Source organism: Paenibacillus sp. FSL H3-0286 (genome assembly GCF_045040705.1).
GTDB lineage: Bacteria > Bacillota > Bacilli > Paenibacillales > Paenibacillaceae > Paenibacillus_AQ > Paenibacillus_AQ odorifer.
The window spans coordinates 3,349,595-3,367,683 of the sequence record NZ_CP150285.1 but is presented as its reverse complement, the minus strand read 5'-3'; the positions used below and the strand labels follow the sequence as shown (position 1 = coordinate 3,367,683).

At 42.1% G+C, this 18,089-nt stretch carries 15 protein-coding genes; 3 read left to right on the top strand and 12 right to left on the bottom strand.

What is annotated here, in order from left to right:
- Positions 1–55 precede the first annotated feature (55 nt).
- From MHB37_RS15275 to MHB37_RS15250, 6 genes are all read right to left on the bottom strand, one after another.
- Entirely contained in the window at positions 56–1,171 is a 1,116-nt protein-coding gene (locus MHB37_RS15275) for a 5-methyltetrahydropteroyltriglutamate--homocysteine S-methyltransferase (RefSeq protein ID WP_339282087.1), read from the bottom strand.
- A 16-nt stretch (positions 1,172–1,187) separates the two neighbouring features.
- Entirely contained in the window at positions 1,188–2,120 is a 933-nt protein-coding gene (locus MHB37_RS15270; protein ID WP_076105621.1) for a LysR family transcriptional regulator, read from the bottom strand.
- 120 nt (positions 2,121–2,240) lie between these two features.
- Positions 2,241–3,368 (bottom strand): phosphodiester glycosidase family protein, encoded by a 1,128-nt coding sequence (locus MHB37_RS15265; RefSeq protein WP_076184510.1) that lies wholly within the window; start codon positions 3,366–3,368, stop codon positions 2,241–2,243.
- Positions 3,369–3,542: 174 nt separating this feature from the next.
- On the bottom strand, positions 3,543–5,072 hold the full coding sequence (locus MHB37_RS15260) for a TPM domain-containing protein (protein WP_076184509.1): 1,530 nt from the start codon (positions 5,070–5,072) through the stop codon (positions 3,543–3,545).
- A gap of 1,267 nt (positions 5,073–6,339) precedes the next feature.
- On the bottom strand, positions 6,340–7,272 hold the full coding sequence (cysK, locus tag MHB37_RS15255; protein ID WP_076129370.1) for a cysteine synthase A: 933 nt from the start codon (positions 7,270–7,272) through the stop codon (positions 6,340–6,342).
- A 112-nt stretch (positions 7,273–7,384) separates the two neighbouring features.
- A complete protein-coding gene (locus MHB37_RS15250) occupies positions 7,385–8,407 on the bottom strand; it encodes a LacI family DNA-binding transcriptional regulator (RefSeq protein WP_076185862.1) in 1,023 nt (340 codons plus the stop codon).
- A gap of 315 nt (positions 8,408–8,722) precedes the next feature.
- On the opposite strand from MHB37_RS15250, the gene MHB37_RS15245 reads away from it, so the two are divergent.
- A complete protein-coding gene (locus tag MHB37_RS15245) occupies positions 8,723–9,775 on the top strand; it encodes a 2,3-butanediol dehydrogenase (protein WP_076308544.1) in 1,053 nt (350 codons plus the stop codon).
- Between the two features lie 686 nt (positions 9,776–10,461).
- Here MHB37_RS15245 and MHB37_RS15240 read toward each other — a convergent pair.
- Positions 10,462–11,058: a GNAT family N-acetyltransferase gene (locus tag MHB37_RS15240; protein WP_076302012.1), complete on the bottom strand. Its 597-nt coding sequence runs from the start codon at positions 11,056–11,058 to the stop codon at positions 10,462–10,464.
- Positions 11,055–11,735 (bottom strand): HAD family hydrolase, encoded by a 681-nt coding sequence (locus tag MHB37_RS15235; RefSeq protein WP_076185867.1) that lies wholly within the window; start codon positions 11,733–11,735, stop codon positions 11,055–11,057. Before MHB37_RS15235 ends, MHB37_RS15240 begins: the two co-directional genes overlap by 4 nt.
- Positions 11,736–11,864: 129 nt before the next feature.
- Between MHB37_RS15235 and MHB37_RS15230 the strand changes: the two genes are divergently transcribed.
- Entirely contained in the window at positions 11,865–12,359 is a 495-nt protein-coding gene (locus tag MHB37_RS15230) for a DUF6803 family protein (protein WP_076302011.1), read from the top strand.
- 78 nt (positions 12,360–12,437) lie between these two features.
- Here the strand turns inward: MHB37_RS15230 and MHB37_RS15225 are convergent, their stop codons facing one another.
- Positions 12,438–13,886: an MDR family MFS transporter gene (locus MHB37_RS15225; protein ID WP_076129364.1), complete on the bottom strand. Its 1,449-nt coding sequence runs from the start codon at positions 13,884–13,886 to the stop codon at positions 12,438–12,440.
- 154 nt (positions 13,887–14,040) lie between these two features.
- On the opposite strand from MHB37_RS15225, the gene MHB37_RS15220 reads away from it, so the two are divergent.
- Positions 14,041–14,589, top strand: a complete 549-nt coding sequence (locus MHB37_RS15220; protein WP_076129363.1) for a PadR family transcriptional regulator — start codon at positions 14,041–14,043, stop codon at positions 14,587–14,589.
- Between the two features lie 60 nt (positions 14,590–14,649).
- Here MHB37_RS15220 and MHB37_RS15215 read toward each other — a convergent pair whose 3' ends face one another.
- From MHB37_RS15215 to MHB37_RS15205, 3 genes are all read right to left on the bottom strand, one after another.
- Positions 14,650–16,047: a cell wall metabolism sensor histidine kinase WalK gene (locus MHB37_RS15215; protein ID WP_076129362.1), complete on the bottom strand. Its 1,398-nt coding sequence runs from the start codon at positions 16,045–16,047 to the stop codon at positions 14,650–14,652.
- Positions 16,044–16,751 carry a response regulator transcription factor gene (locus MHB37_RS15210; RefSeq protein ID WP_175620041.1) on the bottom strand — a complete coding sequence of 236 codons (708 nt, stop codon included), beginning with the start codon at positions 16,749–16,751 and terminating at the stop codon, positions 16,044–16,046. Before MHB37_RS15210 ends, MHB37_RS15215 begins: the two co-directional genes overlap by 4 nt.
- 98 nt (positions 16,752–16,849) lie before the next feature.
- On the bottom strand, positions 16,850–18,040 hold the full coding sequence (locus tag MHB37_RS15205) for an ArsR family transcriptional regulator (protein ID WP_076129361.1): 1,191 nt from the start codon (positions 18,038–18,040) through the stop codon (positions 16,850–16,852).
- Positions 18,041–18,089 lie beyond the last annotated feature (49 nt).

The window sequence follows — 18,089 nt, the reverse complement described above, 5'->3', positions numbered from 1 at the left end:
ACTATGGCCTACCATAAGCTTACGCTATAGCAGGCCACCAAATTAGCTTATTTAATTATAACCAGACCTCTCGGGCGGTTTCGATCACAAGGCGTATTTTATCCCACTGCTCTTCTTCAGTTAGAATATTTCCTTCCTCCGTAGAAGCAAATCCACACTGAGGGCTGAGGCACAGCTTTTCAATATCTACATATTGTGCGGCTTCTTCGATTCTTGCCTTAAGCTGCTCTTTACTCTCCAGACCCCCATGTTTGGTCGTTACTAATCCCAACACTACAAATTGGTCTTTAATAAATCGTAAGGGCTCGAAATCGCCAGCTCGTTCATTATCATATTCCAAGAAAAAGGCATCAACTTTGGTATTGGAAAAAAGCACCTCGGCAACAGGCTCATAACCGCCAGCAGCGAACCAAGTGGAGCGAAAATTACCTCGGCAAACGTGCAGCGCGATGGTCATATCATGCGGACGATTCGCAATACTCTCATTGATCAGCCTAACGTAATCCTTTGCTAACTGATCGGGATCTGTACCTCTACTGCGTAAATGGGCGCGATGTCGGCCACTGCTCAGCGTTCCCCAAGTTGTGTCGTCTAACTGAAGATAACGGCAGCCTGCATCGTAAAAGGCTTGAATCGCAGTTTGGTAAACCGCGATGATATCTTGAAATAGAGTTTCCTTATCAGGGTAAACTTCATTTCCATTAAACTCCTCCACAAAGTGAAATAGGGCAGGTGATGGAATCGTCATTTTGGGTATCCGGTCTCCCGCCATTTCCTTCAGCTTTATAAATTGCTGTAGCATGGGATGATCTTCAAAGGAAATCCGGTCAACAATTCGGAATGATTCTGCACGCTGAACCGTTTCCGCTCTTCCATTCCCTTGATTTAAGTTAATCTTTTCAGTTCCTTTAATTCCGACAAAGAAATCAAGATGCCACCAGGAACGGCGAAACTCACCATCTGTTACTGCTAATAATCCTACTTCCTTTTCTAATTCCAGTAGTTTAGCAATCTCAATATTCTCTATTTCATAAAGCTCACTACCTGTAATTTCACCATTCTCATATTGGAGGCGGGCTGCTTTAATCTCTTCCGTACGCAAGAAGCTGCCGACGATATCATAGCGAAAGGGTGGAGCATTTCTCTGGGTGCCAGTTACGGGTCTAATCATACCGATCCTCCTACAGCTATAGTAAAAAATGATTTAGATCAAAATAACTTCCGGAAACCAAGTCATTTAAGATTTCTATATACTTGGATGCCATCACACTAGGTCTACGATCTTTATGCGCAATCCAACCAACCGTGAATACTTCATTACTCTCAAATGGAATCGTCTTCAGTCCATTACCGTTCAGATCGGATGCCATGATTCCTGTACCCACTGTATAACCGTCCGTGCCCATTAATAAATTGGTCAAGGTTGCCCGGTCATTCACTTTAATATTCTTCTCAATCTGAGAAAAACTTAACATTTCCTCCGAGAAGTGAAGTGAATTGTTCTCACCCTGTTCAAAAGTAATATACGGAAAAGGTAAAATATCGTCCTGCGAGATCCTTTCCTTCTGGGCAAGCGGATGTCCAGTTCTAACATAAAGATGTGGGTCAGTATTAAAGAGTGGCGTGAATTTCAGATTACCGTCACTGAACAGCTTATTCATATGCTTATAGTTGCTCTCGTTAATATAAAGAATCCCCAAATCGCTACGGAGAGTACGCACATCTTCGATGATGTCGTAGGTTTGCGTCTCTCTCAAGCTGAAGTTGTACTCTGAGACATCACTTTGCTTCATGAGACTCACAAAAGCATCTACCACAAAAGCATAATGCTGAGTCGAAATGGAAAAATAGATTGGGCTACGCTTTTTCCCAGTATAACGATTCTCCATAAGCTCTGTTTGTTCAATGATTTGACGGGCATATCCGAGAAATTCCATTCCTTCTACAGAAATGCTGATTCCACGGTTCGTCCTTTCAAAGATGGTAATCCCAAGTTCATTTTCAAGCTCTTTAATAGCGTTGGACAGGCTCGGTTGAGAAACAAAGAGTTTCTTTGCCGCCTCATTCATGGAGCCACTATTTGCAATTTCGATAGCGTAGCGGAGCTGCTGCAACGTCACTCCTATTCCCCCTGTTCCAGACCTATTCGTACTACATTCTGTTTCATACTAGCTGATATCGTAGCATAAATACACATCTCATTCCAAGATAATCCTTATTATGTGCCCAATAACGCGTACTTATTGTGTTCTCTTTTTCCCAGCATCAATCTTGGCAGGATCTAGTCCTTTCCAGATATTTGGCATATCAACCTGTTCTGGATGCTCAAAAACTAAAAAAGCTGTAGGCAAATACCGCTCACCATATTGGGATGAGGGTTTATTCATAATCTCATTATCTTTTACTAGTACCGTAGAAGATCCACCATCCAGATTAGCCGCTATCACAGCTCCATGCTTAAGCAAAATTTGCTGCACATCATAGAGATTCGCTCCAATACTATAAGTAGGCTGTCGTCCGTCAATTACCACAAAAATAATAGCGCCATCTGCCCGCTGACCCATTGCTGTTCTAGGTGCAATCCCCCAACCTTCTGCTGCATTCTTAATCAATCCTTTGCCATTGACGATTAGCCGCGGGCTAAAAGTAACTGCCTCCTGAACCCCCATTTTACTAATCTCATCTAGCGTATAATTCCCTGCAACCATTTTCCCTTGTTTATCAAGACCAACAATCTGTGTAGATTTTTTACCGCCAAGACCGTTGTAATATAACTTACCTTGTGAGACTACAATTCCTATGGGTTTAAACCCGTTACCTTTCCAGTTCGGATCAGCGAACCCACCACCGTTAACTCCAGCGATAGCGCCTGTACGCTTCACCATACTGGTTACTTTTTCACCTGAACCAATCTTATTAGGTATTCCTAGTCGGACTTTGGTTGGATCATTAACAATCATTACATATCCGGTATAGCCACTGCCTGAGACATTCTCAATCTCGACAAGCGGCTTCTCTACCACCTCAGGTTCGGGAGCGATCGTATGTGTATCTATTTCGTCCCCCATCTCTTCAAAACGGGCGGTATATTCGGTTACCCGTTCCTTTAGTTGATCTTCACCTATAATATATTTAGCCATATAGCGATGTTGTGTTGTAATTAGCGTATCTGCGATTGTATAACGTAAGTTCTGAGCCGAGGGTGCAAAATAAAGCCATCCACCAGCAGCGATCATTAAGAATAAGCAGAATAAAAAAACTTTGGATAAGGTGCGAAAAAAACTTCGTTTCTTCCGCTTTTTTATTGGTTTCTTTACAGGTTTCTTATTGCGTGCATTGGAACGTTGAGGTAATGATGAAGTGCTCACTTCTGAGTATTCCTCCCTAAATATTACTAATTTGATAATATGTACAACTCGTCCTTATCATAGACGATGATTTTCGTTAAAAGTTTCTATTTGAGTAATAGTCATCATTTCAAAAACAAAAAAGAGCAGGTTTCCAATATCTTGGCTACCTGCTCATCTAAAGCTAAACAAAATCTAATGTCTTCCTACTCCACCGCCGCTGCTAGCGCTACCGCCGCCGCCTGATGAGCCACCACCGCCGGAATAACCGCCACCACCTGATGAGCCTCTATCATCATCATCTGAGTAGCTGCGGCTGGATGAGCTTGAAGAATGTCTTCCTGCTCCTCCACCACTGCTGGAACCTCCACCACCATGGTTCTCGTTGCTTGAGGAATACCTTCCTGCACCGCCACCGTTAGTAGAGCCTCCGCCACCACTGTTTCCCCAGAAACTTGATTGCGAATTGTTTGTATTCCTATGGTGGTGATGATAATAACGTCTGTGCCAGCGTCTGCCATAACCGTAATCCGCTTGACCATGCCAAGGACCATAACGGCGTATATTCCTTTGGCTATATGGATTAAATGGCAAACCATACATTTCTATATATCTATTGCGTCGTGAAGCAGTAAATCCAAATAAGATAAGCGAACCAAAAATCGCTGAGAAAATTAGAAAAGCCTTGCTTTTACTAACCGCCTCACCTCCACTTGTAGCTGTAGTAGAGGAAGAACCAGAGTTCGTTGTAGTTCCAGGATTAACATTGTTTCCGTTGTTTCCAGTGACTCCTTGCGGATGATCCGCTCTAGCTAACAAGAAACTGTAGAACGAATTAACTGTCGTTGTAGCTCCCGTACCGTAATCTTTTTTCACAAATTGGGGTTCAAGCACGGTATTTAAAATATTACTAATAGCCTCATTGGTTAAAACCTTGTCGATATCCTTGCCTTGTAGAACATGATAGTTGTCTCCGCCTATGTCCAATACCAGCATAACATCCTTAGGACCCGCACCTACCGAAGCAAACTTCATATAGGTATAGTCCTGCAATGTTTTATCTCCAGCATTTTTTACGGTGACCACATAAATTCCACTTCCGGTTGTTGTTTTATATCTGTTGCTGGAATCGTTCAGATAGTCTTTAGTTACTTTTTTGAGCACACCCGCATTATCGGATACGTAATTTTTGGTGCCAACATTTTCTGCCCAAGTGCCGCCCATAGCTTGAATAAAAGCTCCATACGTCTTCCTAGCACCATTACTGTATGTTTTAGCTGCGAAATCCGGCTCAAGATATTGTGAAAGAATCTCTTTAATCTTACTGTTAGGCAATGATTCCTCTATACCTTTACCTTGTACCGCCCAATAATCATCATCTTTTATAGAAAGGAGCAGCAGCAGACCGTTATTTTTATCCGCAGCCCCCACACCCCAGCTATTGAAAAGCGATTTTGCATACTCTTCCATCGAAACCCCTTCAGTAGAATCGACAGTTACAAGCACAACTTGAGCTCCAGTAGCCTGATGTAATCGAATACCGTAGTTCACCATGTAATTCTCTGCTTTCTCGTCAATCACATTCGCAAAATCATTCACATAAAATGACCCTGTATGCTTAGGTACAGCAGTTTTGGCTAAACTTACGGCCGGCAAAAGCAATACACTTAACAATAAGGCAGCAAGTGTGGTATGTAGCAGTATTTTTAGAGTTCTCGTGTTCATATGTACCTCCTGATCTATCATTATCTCTCTTATTTATCGGTTACGCGCGGTTAGCGGAATAGTTCCATTTTATTCTAAACTGGAAATTACACAACAGGAAAAAACGGTTAGAGTTTGTGAGGCGGGTGACTTGAGGCGTGCAAGTCGCTTTAGGGGCAATCATCGTGTTGTGTTGATGGATCAAACTCAAGAGCATTGGAGATTTGGAATCCCCTACTGGATAACATACTTTTCGCCGATGGATCGGACTCAGGAGACGTTATTTTGTTCATTCTAGCGTTTGTGGCAGGCTATCGGACTCAGTTGCAGCTATTTACTCAAAACCACACTGTTTATCCACAAATGTTGGCCAATAAGTGCTATACAGTCCGATAACGCAGCAAAATGAGATTAAATGGCGAAATAGCTGCAATACGGTCCGTAACACACTGAACTCTCTTAGCTACTTGAGATAATGGGGGGATTGGAATCCCCCTTAAACTTCCTAAGCTACTTGAGGAACATTGGAGTTTTGGAATCCTGCTACTGGATAACATACTTTTCGCCGATGGATCGGACTCAGGAGACGTTATTTTGTTCATTCGAGCGTTTGCGGCAGGCTATCGGACTCAGTTGCAGCTATTTACTTAAAACCACACCACTTTTCCGCAAATGTTGGCCAATAAGTGCTATTCAGTCCGATAACGCAGCAAAATGAGCTGAAATGCTGAAATAGCTGCAATACGGTCCGTAACACCCTGAACTCTCTTAGTTACTTGAAATAATGGGAGTTTTGGATCCCTCTTAAACTTCTTAGTTACTTGAGGTACATTGAAGTTTTGGAATCCCCTGCTGGATAACATACTTTTCGCCGGACTCAGGAGACGTTATTCTGTTTATTTGAGCGTTTGCGGCAGGCTATCGGACTCAGTTGCAGCTATTTACTCAAAACCACACTGTTTATCCACAAATGTTGGCCAATAAGTGCTATACAGTCCGATAACGCAGCAAAATGAGATTAAATGGCGAAATAGCTGCAATACGGTCCGTAACACACTGAACTTCCTTGGCTACTATACAAAATGGGAGATTTGGAATCCCCCTTGAACTTCTTAGCTACTTGTAATAATGGGAGTTTTTGAATCCCTCTTAAACTTCTTAGTTACTTGAGATACCCGTTATCTGGAGATATACAGCCAATACTCCAACAACAAAAAGGCTCAGCCTATAGCTGAACCTTTTGTTTGCTTTTTAAAGCCAATTCCTTGGATCTAGCGCTCATGTTCCGTTAAAAATCAAACAGCGTAGTGGTTAAGTAACGTTCACCGGTATCCGGCAGAATCACCACGATGGTCTTGTCCTTATTCTCAGGACGCTTAGCGATTTGTGTAGCTGCGTAAACAGCTGCTCCGGAGGAGATACCCACCAGCAATCCTTCTGTTCTCGCAAGTGCACGTGATACGCTATAGGCATCATCATTTTTCACCTGAAAAATCTCATCCACCACTTCATTATCGTAATTCTCAGGAATAAAGTTTGCTCCAATGCCCTGAATCCCATGTCCCTTAGGACGGCCTCCTGATAAAACAGGAGAGTCAAACGGCTCGATGGCGACAATTTGGACTGCGGGGTTCTTTTCTTTCAACGCTTTCCCAACACCCGAGATAGTGCCTCCAGAACCAACACCCGCTATGAAAATATCAACATCTCCATCGGTATCCCGCCAAATCTCCTCTGCTGTAGTCGTTCTGTGTATTTCCGGGTTCGCAGGATTGCTGAATTGTTGGGGAATAAATGAATTTGGAATTTCCGCAGCTAATTGTTCTGCCTTTCTTACAGCTCCGCTCATTCCTTCAGTTCCCGGTGTTAACACAAGCTCAGCACCTAATGCCAGCATTAATTTACGGCGTTCAATACTAAATGTATCTGGTAGGACGATGATCAGTGAATACCCTAAGCTAGCAGCTGCAAAAGCAAGTCCTATCCCAGTGTTTCCACTAGTAGGCTCAATAATGACAGAATCTTTATTAATGAGACCTCTCTCTTCCGCATCTTTGATCATTGCATATCCAATACGATCTTTAACACTACCTGCAGGATTAAAAGATTCCAGCTTGGCAAGAACTCTTGCTTCTACGTTTTGGGTTTTACTATACTTTGAAATCTCTAATAACGGTGTATTTCCGATCAGATCGGTTAAGCTCTTATAAATATTAGCCATAATGATCCGCACCTCATTTCTTAATTTCCAATCAAATTACTCTGTATTAAGTCTAGCAGGATTTAAAGGATTTACAACCTATTCATTCTTAGTAGTCGCAAACTTAAGGTCTTTAATTCGTACTACGTCTAACCGAAACACTTGACTCTCGCACGATTAATCGCGGATCAAGCTGCACCCTTTGATACTCCCCGGTAATATTATCCTGAATACGTTGCAAAAGAAGCTGTGTGGCTAATCGTGCCACTTCATTCCCCATGATGGAAACTGAACTAATCTGAGGCGTTGTGATAGTTGTCCATGCGTTATTATCTACCCCAACCACCGCCACATCTTCTGGAACACGAACGCCTAATTCTTTAAACCGATTCACAATACCTATGGCCACCATGTCATTCACTGCATAAATAGCGTCTGGCATATGCGTCAGGCTGTAGAAATAGTCAGCGGCTTGTAGTCCAGTTTGCAAGGAAAAGTCTTCTCCAAAATAAACAAGCGAAATATCCACTTGATTTAAAGCTTGCTGATAAGCAAGATAACGATCTTCAATAAGATCTTTTTGTGCCCCTGCATATGCAATTCTAGAACGACCGATATTGATTAAATGCTCCATCACTAATTGTCCTTCAAAACGTGACAAACTAACGACGTCAGCTTTCACATTTTCTGTGATTCTTTTCCCGTAGTTAATGATGGAGACCGGAACACTCGATTTATTAATTAACTCTACCATGGTCTTTGGATAAGCAAGAGGCATGATAATGAGTCCATCTACATGTAATTTTTTGACCTCACGAATCGTTTCGAGCTCAGTGCGCGGGTTGCCAGAAGTATTAATTTGAATTACCCGATAGCTATGTTGTTTGGCGGCTTGCTCTACGGACCAGGCGATATCCGGAATAATTGCGTTGCGAATGTCAGGAACGGCCAGAGCAATCTGCTTCGTTTGGCGGATTTTGAGGCTTTGCGCAGAGGTATTTGGAGTGAAACCCATCTCCTCAATCACTTGCAGTACTAGCGCCTTAGTCTTGGAACTAATTCCCTCTGAATTATTAATGGCTCTTGAGACAGTAGCAATACCTACCCCCGCCCGTTTCGCTACATCCTCTATGGTTACTTTGTTTTTATTAGCCACTCTGATAGTCCCCTTATTTCCGGAATCGTTTTCGTATTCATCTCTATTCCACTCATCTAAAATCAAAATTCCAATGTATAGATTATAACATAATAGTACATAGAAGAATACTTATCTCAGCTGCCACTGTGAGCCTAAAGGCTTGATATAACTCTATTTTAGTGAAAAATTTCACTAATTTTCAATATTAATATTTTCAATATTTAAATTTGACAATATGAAAATTATGTGACATATTTGTTCTCGGAAACGTTTCCTCTTTTCCAGGAATAAAATACTATTTATTATTAATTATTAATCTAGGAGATGAATGATATGCAAGCATTAAGATGGCATAACGTCAAAGATCTACGGTTAGAAAAGATTGAAGAACCAGCAGCCCTTGAAGGAAAAGTGAAAATCAAAATCGAATGGTGCGGAATTTGTGGCAGCGATCTTCACGAATATGTAGCCGGTCCTATTTTCATTCCCCAAGGAACAGATCATCCCCTTACTGGTGAAAAAGCTCCAGTCGTAATGGGACATGAATTCTCTGGACAAATCGTAGAAGTAGGTCAAGGCGTTAGCAAGTTTAATGTTGGTGATCGCGTCGTCGTAGAGCCTGTTTTTGCATGTGGTGAATGTGTGGCTTGTCGACAAGGTAAATATAATCTTTGTGAAAAAATGGGCTTCCTAGGTTTGGCTGGTGGTGGCGGTGGATTCTCAGAATACGTCGCAGCAGACCAACATATGGTGCACAAAATTCCAGACAGCTTATCCTATGAACAAGGTGCTCTGGTGGAACCTTCTGCCGTTGCTCTACACGCTGTTCGTTCCAGTCAACTGAAGGTTGGAGATAAAGCTGTAGTATTCGGTGCTGGCCCAATCGGTTTGCTGGTCATTGAAGCTTTGAAAGCATCCGGCGCAGCTGAAATCTATGTAGTAGAACTTTCCGAGGAACGTAAGAGTAAAGCTGAAGAACTTGGTGGTATTGTAATCGATCCTAAACAATATGATGTGGTCGAAGAAATTCAAAAACGTACCGATGGTGGCGTAGATGTTGCGTTTGAAGTGACAGGTGTACCTCCCGTTCTAACCCAAGCCATTAATTCCACTAAATTGAGTGGACAAATTATGATCGTTAGTATTTTCGAAAAAGATGCTACGATTACACCAAACAATATCGTACTTAAAGAACGCAACTTAACTGGTATCATTGGTTACCGTGATGTTTTCCCAGCTGTAATTAGCTTGATGGAACAAGGGTACTTCCCTGCTGAAAAACTTGTTACTAAGAGAATTAAACTGAATGAAGTGATTGATCACGGGTTTGAGGCTCTTTTGAAAGAAAAAAATCAAGTGAAAATCCTTGTAAGTCCTAAACAATAACCATAAGCAGCCTATTGGCTGAATCATAAAAGAAGGCGCTGCTCCAAGCAGCTCTTTCTAGAATTTGTAGCGGTCTCTGTTATTAAAAAAAACCAGGCAGCGATTCTCCGGGATTGGAGTATCACTGCCTGGTGTTTTTGATCTGTGGGGGGTGTTTAAGCAAATTTATGGGCAAATCCTTATACGCTCTGGCTTAACTCGCTTAATCATCCGCTGATCCACCAAGTATATTCATCCTCACTAAGCAGGAGTTGCAAGTCTGATGCCTTGAAGAAATCCTTTCAGACAGAACGTAGCTTCCGGTGCATCCCCTCTTGTTATACTTCTAGCACCTAATTTAAAGGATTCGAATGAGATAATGGAGAGTGATATAGGGTAAATGTGAAATAACTGTATTCTGTACACTTATTCCGTATGCAAAAGTAACTATTCTTGTTTTAATTGTATTCTGTACAATTAAAACCCTGAAAATCCACCTATAAGAAATTAAATGAGGAATATAGATGTACTAAATACAGTTATATCTATACCCCGACCAATTAAGGAATTATAGTTGTACAAAATACAATTAAACACTCACTCTGCTTTAACAAATTGCTTCCGTCGCCACTCTGATTCCTCAATTATAGATGAAGTGTAGCTCCCTATGGAACGGCCCCTAGCCCGTTTGTTTGCTTCATCTATACTTATGCGTATTTATCATTTATCAAATAATGCAGATTCTCTTTTACAGCAGGCCATTCGGTATCCAATATGCTAAAGACCACATTATCATGAATCGATCCGTCAGACTTGATTCTATGCTTGCGCAGAACCCCTTCTTTAACCGCCCCTATTCGTTCTACTGCTCTTTGTGACCTCAAGTTGTTCGCGACCACTGCAAATTCTACGCGGATCAGCTTTAGTTCTTCAAAACAATAGTGTAGCAGCAGCGACTTGCCTTCTGTGTTCACACTAGTTCTCCAATAGTCTGGTGAGATCCAGGTACATCCAATTTCAGCGTTACGATGAACCAAATCCGGATGCATAATACGAGTGGTTCCGATAATTCGCTCCGTTGCTTTATCAATGATAGTAAAGGTAATTTGTGAACCGTTCTTTTGATTCGCTAAAGCTGTTGAGATTAATCCTTGCACCTGCTCGTCCGACGTTATTTTTCGCCAGGTAAATTCCCAGATGTCTGGATTTCTTAACACTTTCGCCAATCCTTCTGCATGACTTTCATCTGTTGGAACCAGCTTAATCGATTTCCCGTCAAGTATTACAGTATTCATAACACTCATTTGGTGCACCGTTCTCTCAATGAAATATGCTGAATGATATCTGCAATTTCTTCCACACGAAAGGCGATATGGTCTGCTCCGGCTTGTTCAAGCTCCTCCTTGGGACCATAACCAAAAGTCACTCCAATAGATTCGACACCACAGCCAATAGCACCGATGATATCATGCTTACGATCTCCTATCATTACCGCTTCCTCTGGATGTATGTCATTCTCATCAAGCACGTACTGAATAACCTCTTGCTTCTTAGAACGGGTACCGTCCAGATTACTTCCTCCGATATGTTTGAAATAATGATCGAGCTTATAATGCTCAAGAATCTGTGCTGCAAAAACAGTCGGTTTGGAGGTTGCTACATACAATGAGTATCCATTCGTCTTAAGTCCCTCCAGCAATTGGGGTATACCTTCAATCACCATATTCTCAAATAATCCCGTGGCACTGTAACGCTCCCGGTAAAAAGCAACCGCTTGAAGCGCTTGTTCCTCAGTGAAATGGTGCAGCTCGATAAATGAATCATATAACGGAGGACCTATGTAAGGAAGAAGCTCATCCAAATGTTCGATCTGTATATCAAATTTGTTCAAAGCATATTCTACGCTTTTGGTGATGCCTTCTTTGGGGTCTGTTAAAGTACCATCTAAATCAAATAAAATGTTTTGTAATCCTCTTCCCACGGTTGTCTTGCTCCCCTCGACTGTTATTATTGCATATATTTATCATACCTTCGTTTCCACATACTTTCCACATACTTCTCGAATACGATAAGTAACTGAAGCTATTACATATTATCGGAGGAGTATCTTATGAACATGACGCATTACATGTCTTTGCTAGCGGACAACCAGCCTTGGAACTTGATTATATTCATGGCAATCCCCGTGATTTTTGCTGAGACGATTACCATTACAGAGTTTATTATTTTGTTCACCAAGAATCTAACAGGCCCACTACGATCCTTCAACAAAGTCTGCAGCATACTCGCAGGGATATATTTCACAGGTGTATTCCTCTACTTGTTTCCAACTTCGTTTATTCCTTTGTCTGTGAATGGGGAATGGCACACATGGGTTGATATCGTAGCCGTGGGCTTCTATTTAAGCGGAGTACTCTTCTTATTGCCACTGGCTTTGTTAGATCTTGGTCTGATTGCCCGTAAACGATCGGAAGAGTATAAGATGAAGCTGCATTTTCTGCTTATTAGTGGATTCTTGGTCGTGGCGCATATCGCGATGATCTTCGGGATGATTAATCCGGAAATTGTAGGGAGTATGGGTGGAATGGGCGATATGATGCATTAAAGTTTATTAACAAAACGTAATCTAAGACAAAAAGCAGATCAAGGATAAAACCTTGATCTGCTTTTTGTATCGTACCGGTTATCCTGCGTTTTGTACAGTTACCACAGTACGCTTCTTGCGTAATAAAAACATCAGTGGAAATCCAAACAACACAATAATGGAACCTACCACAAAAACATCATTCACACCCATCGTGAACGATAGCAAACGTATCGAATCTGTATTACTTGCACCGGAGCTGATCAACTCTTTAGAGTGGAGTAAGGATCTACTCGACAGCAGTGAGGTGAATACTGCAATCCCAAGTGAGCTTAACACATTGCGAACCCAGTTGTTGATCGACGTAGCATGCCCAGACCATTCGACAGGAATTTCCTCCATTGAGGCTGTACTGCTTGGAACATTGGCTAGTCCAATGCCGAGATTACGAACGACCATCGCCCACATAATAAAGCTATAAGATATGTTCGTTTGCAGCCGACTAAGCATGAATAAACCGATGAATATAAATAAAATACCCGCAGAAATCAACTTCACAGGTCCGAACTTTGGATACAGCTTACCTACGATTGGACTCAGCAAGGCAAGGAGGATCGAGGACGGCAATAAAATCAGCCCTGTTTTAAGCGTTGTAGCCCCTTCTACCGTTTGTAAGAACAAAGGGGTTAAATAGGTTCCGGCATACATCGCAATCGTAACCAAACTATAGATACTTAGCATGGCGGTAAAACGGCGATTACGGAATACACGCAAATTCAGCAGAGGTACCTCCGCCTTCAGCTCGCGCAAAACAAACAAAACTAACAACACAACTCCCAAAAGGATTAACGATAAGGTTTTCCACGAAGTCCATCCCCAGCTATTGCCTTGGCTAAATGCAGTTAATAATGATAAACTACCGAGGACAACGGTAAGGAAACCAGGAATATCAAATGACTTCGGAATATTCATTCGATAATATGGAATTAACGTTAGGGTTAGAATAACAGCTATGATTCCAATAGGGATGTTAATTAAGAATAACCAATGCCAGCTGGCATATTGGAGCAGCCACCCGCTAAACGTTGGTCCTATGGCTGGCGCGACCATCGCGGATAACGACCAGAGGCTTACTGCAAAAGGTCTGCGTTCTCCCGGTATTACTTGAAATATGATGGTCATTGTACAAGCCATGATGAGACCGCTACACGAACCCTGTAGCATCCGAAATACAATTAATGATGTTGGATCCCATGCTAAAGCACAAAGCAAAGAGAACATGGTGAATCCCATCAAGGCGAAAAGATAAAGCTTTTTGTAGCTGAATCTTCCTCCGAGATAGCCGGCGAGTGGTGCGGTTACTCCTGTCGCCAGCATAAAACCGGTGACCATCCATTGCATGGTGTTCAGACTCGTATTGAAATGATCCATTAAAAGAGGAACAGCAATGTTGATCGTCGTTGTACTTAAGACAGAGACGAAATTTCCGAAGAATATGGCAATCATGATCGGCCAAAAATGTATTTTGCTTGCTTGATTTTCTTCCATGCTTCCCCTCCTCATTATTTTTTTATATGTCTACTTTTACATATATAAGGTGACTTGAATAATGTTATAATCGTATGATCAATATGTCAATGATGACATATCCCCGAAAAATTCAATGAAAACGGATTTATAATAACTGGAGGGCTTTATAGTAATGAATACACTGTCTTATGGACTTCTAGCTTTACTTAGCGCTAACTCATTGTCTGGATATGAATTAACTCAGAATATCAAGCCGCTCTGGCGTGCTGGACATAGTCAAATCTACCCTCTATTAATGAGCATGGAGCAGCAAGGTTATATCACCTTTAAGCTCATTGAACAGACCGATAAACCGGATAAAAAAGAATACTCCATTACGAAAGCAGGACTGGAGCAATTGCGGCAATGGGTGGAAACTACTGCAGAGCCTCCGGTGCTGCGGGATGAGCTGCATTTTAAGCTGTATAGCTTATGGCTATCCAACCCGGAAGAAGCCAAGGACCTATTGCTAAAACGTGCAGAGTTTTGTAAAAGTGAGCTGGAGCGATACAAGGTTTTGCTCAAAGCAAACGAAGTCTTACGTGATGAACGCGGTGAGACGCGTGAGTTAAAAGCCACCACTTTTGGACGTTATTTACTGATCCACAAACGTGTGCTTGATATGGAGAGCTCTATACAATTTTGCGAATGGGCACTTGAAGAGCTTGAGTCGAATAAATAACATTATAAACATGCAAAAAAGAGACCTCATTTTGTATCTGAAGTCTCTTTTTACTTACATTTATTCGGATTTAGATAGATTAAATAGTTGCACCTCGCAACGAGTACCCGCTCCAGGCTGACTCATCATTCGAATCTTGCCTCCATGCAATTCCACCAGCTTTTTAACAATGGAAAGCCCCAGACCTGAACCACCGTATTGTCTTGAACGTGATTTCTCTACCCGGTAGAAACGTTCGAAGATATAGGGAAGCTCTTTCTCAGGAATACCTATTCCTGTATCTTCAACTATTAGAGTTGCAGCATCCGCTGCAAATTCCACATGAACAATAATCTCGCCTTCATCCGTATAACGAATTGCATTTTCCAGAAGGTTCATTATAATCTGTTCCATACGTTTTTGATCTCCACGGATCATATACGCATCTCCGCTAAGCTGAATCTTCAGGTGTAATCCCTTCTCTTTTGCTTTCAGTTCAACTCTGCGCACGGCTTGTTCCGCTAGCTGACTGAGATCGATCCACTCTTGGGTAAGTGTAACCTTTCCTTCCTCCATCTTTGCCAGTTCAAATAAATCATCCACCAGATGCTGGAGCCGATGTGCTTCCTGATGAATGATGTCCAGGTATAGATCTCTTTCCCCTTCGGTCTCGTAAAGTCCATCTTTTATAACCTTGGTGTACCCCTCCAAATATGTAATGGGCGTTCTCAGCTCATGTGAGATATTTGCCAGAAATTCCTGCCTTGTATCCCTGTATCGTTGCAGATCGACAGCCAGATCATTTATGGCCTCTGCCAAAAAACCAATCTCATCGTTACTACGTATAGACAGTCTCGTTTCCAGCTCGCCAGCCGCGATTTTCCGGGTTGCCTTTTGCATCTTGATCAGAGGTCTGGACAAAATCATGGCGATCACACCAGTGATCCCTAAAGCCAATATAAAAGCCCCTATTCCTGCAATCAGCAGCAGGTTCCGGATGGAAGCCAAAGATTGCTTCATACTCTCTGTAGAGGACATTACATAAAGTGCAGACTGAGTTGTATCCCCCTCCATTATTGGTTTTCCAATGATAAAATAAGAATATCCAGCAGGATCTTTATACTCAAAATCAATACTTTTCCCAGCAAAAATCCGGCTAACATCCGAAGCTTGGATGAATGAACGATCCATACGATCATGTGCACCCGAGTGGAGTATCACATGGCCATCCTTCGAGATATTAAAGATACTGACATCCGAAAATTCTGCAAAGGTACTCATCATCTGCTCGTTTGAACTATCCTGCGATTCCGCCATTCCAATAAAATGTGAGGTGAGTTCCTCCGTCTCTTTTTGCATCTCGTTGTAATAAAAGTTTGTAAACATCCGGTCTATAGTAATTCCAAGAACAAGCAAAACAACCACAAAAACAGACATAATAACAAAACCGAGCTTAAGTCCGATGATGTTATTTTTCATACCTGATTACCGGGAGCATGAAATTTATAACCTAATCCCCACACCGTCTGAACCGGATTATAGGCTAGGCCTGCTTTATGTAGTTTCTCGCGGATATTCTTAATATGAGTGTCAATAACACGATTCTCCCCCTCATAATTATTCCCCCATAATCGCTCCACCAGTTCTTCTCTCGTAAAAACCCGGGTAGTGTTTTGCGCCAAAGTGGCCAGTAGATCAAACTCCTTGAGCGTGAATTCAATGGATGTATCCTGAATATGTACCTCCCTAGCTTCTGGGTATATTTTAAAATCAGGGTATGTGAGCACCTTTTCCTGAGGTTGTTGAACAAAAGTAAGTGTTGAACGCCGCAGCAGAGAATAAATCCTAGCCACTAATTCTTCCGGCTCAAACGGTTTAGTAAGATAATCATCTGCACCTATACCGAGACCACGTACCTTATCCTTGGTTTCAGAACGTGCGGTTAGCATTAGAATTGGGATAGAGCTTGACTCCCTCACCAGCTTGCAGACCTGCCAGCCATCCATATCCGGCATCATCACATCCAGCAAGATTAGGTCAAAGCTGTGTTGTTTCAACAGTTGGAGTGCCTCATGACCCGTTGACGCCTCTTTTGTAGACATCCCTTCTTTACTTAAATAAATCCGCAATAAATTCCGCATGTTCCACTCATCATCTACGATCAGTATCTGTAGCTTATTCAAGCCGTTCACCCTCTTTATGACCTAGTTCTTCTCATTATACAAAAAAAACACAGAACAAGCCGACATCATCCCTAAATGATGCCAGCCTGTGATGATGGTTAGTGGCCGGAATGCGGATTGCCTCCTGCAGCAGGTGAGATTTCTAGCATGTCATCGATTTCACTTTGTGCTCGCTCATTTATTGTAAGGTTATCCCCAGTTATCCAAGCATGATTGTAAGGACCTTCTGCTGGTGAATCTTGAAATTTAGGCTGAAGCTCCATCATATACTCCATTACTGAATCTGGCAGCCCGTCTTTTTCCGTAAAAATAAGCGGCGCATGTTTCCCCAAATGAGAAAAAGGCGCAGCGGCGATAGCGAGCATCGTTGAATCCGTGGTTAACAAAGACAGGTTATGACCGGGTGTATTGATTCCCCAGCCGAATCCGTTATTGGCATCCTTAAAACTTGCAAAAGCTATAGCGTTCTTAAAAACATCTTCTCCAGCTATACGGAGAACTGTTCCGTATTCTTTTAATTGCTTTTCTACATCTGCTGAGACAATGTCTTCTGGTCCTAGGATGTAAATGGTTGCGCTACCTCCACGTTCTTTTAAAGCCTCGACCGTTGAGTTAGGAATTTCGTCTTTGGTTACAAAGAGAAGAGGTTCAGGCATATGTGCGATCCAATTCACTGCTGGCAACGTGTACTCAGGGCTATCCATAGAACCAATAATGACCGACTTTGGAAGTTCACCCGCTGCTTTGGCGTAATAAGTATCTATAGCCTGAGCTACTGCCGCTGGCTCATCCCCTTCTATCCGGTCTACTTTTAAATCAATGGCCTTTAATTGTTGTTCGACATTGGATGCCATAGGCCCAACAAGCACTACCTGAACCCCTTTATTGCCTTCAGCACCTATTGGATTCAGTCGCTTAAGTTCAGCGAGAGTAACCTCAGGAACCCCTTCTTTTGTAGTATACAGTACAGGCCCATTACTGGGATGATGAATCAAATCTGCACTAACTGCGGCGATCTGCCAATTACTCACATCCGTCAAAACTACACTTGAAGGTCTATTATTCTTTGTTTGCGCAGTCCATAAAGTCTGAGAAACTAACACTGCGGCTTGAATCGGATCTGAAGTGTTAATACGAGTAGTATTCTTCGTAGCTATCCATGGTTGCTCCACCGTTGCAGAACTAGCTTGCGAATTAACCTTAGATGGAACATTATTGCCTGATTGGCAGCTTGTTAACACTGTACTCAAAAGCAAACTAACGGCAACAAATGGTATGATTTTTTTCATCCTAAACCCTCCTGTGTGATGTTCTCGCTTGATTTAGAGTAGTTTAGTC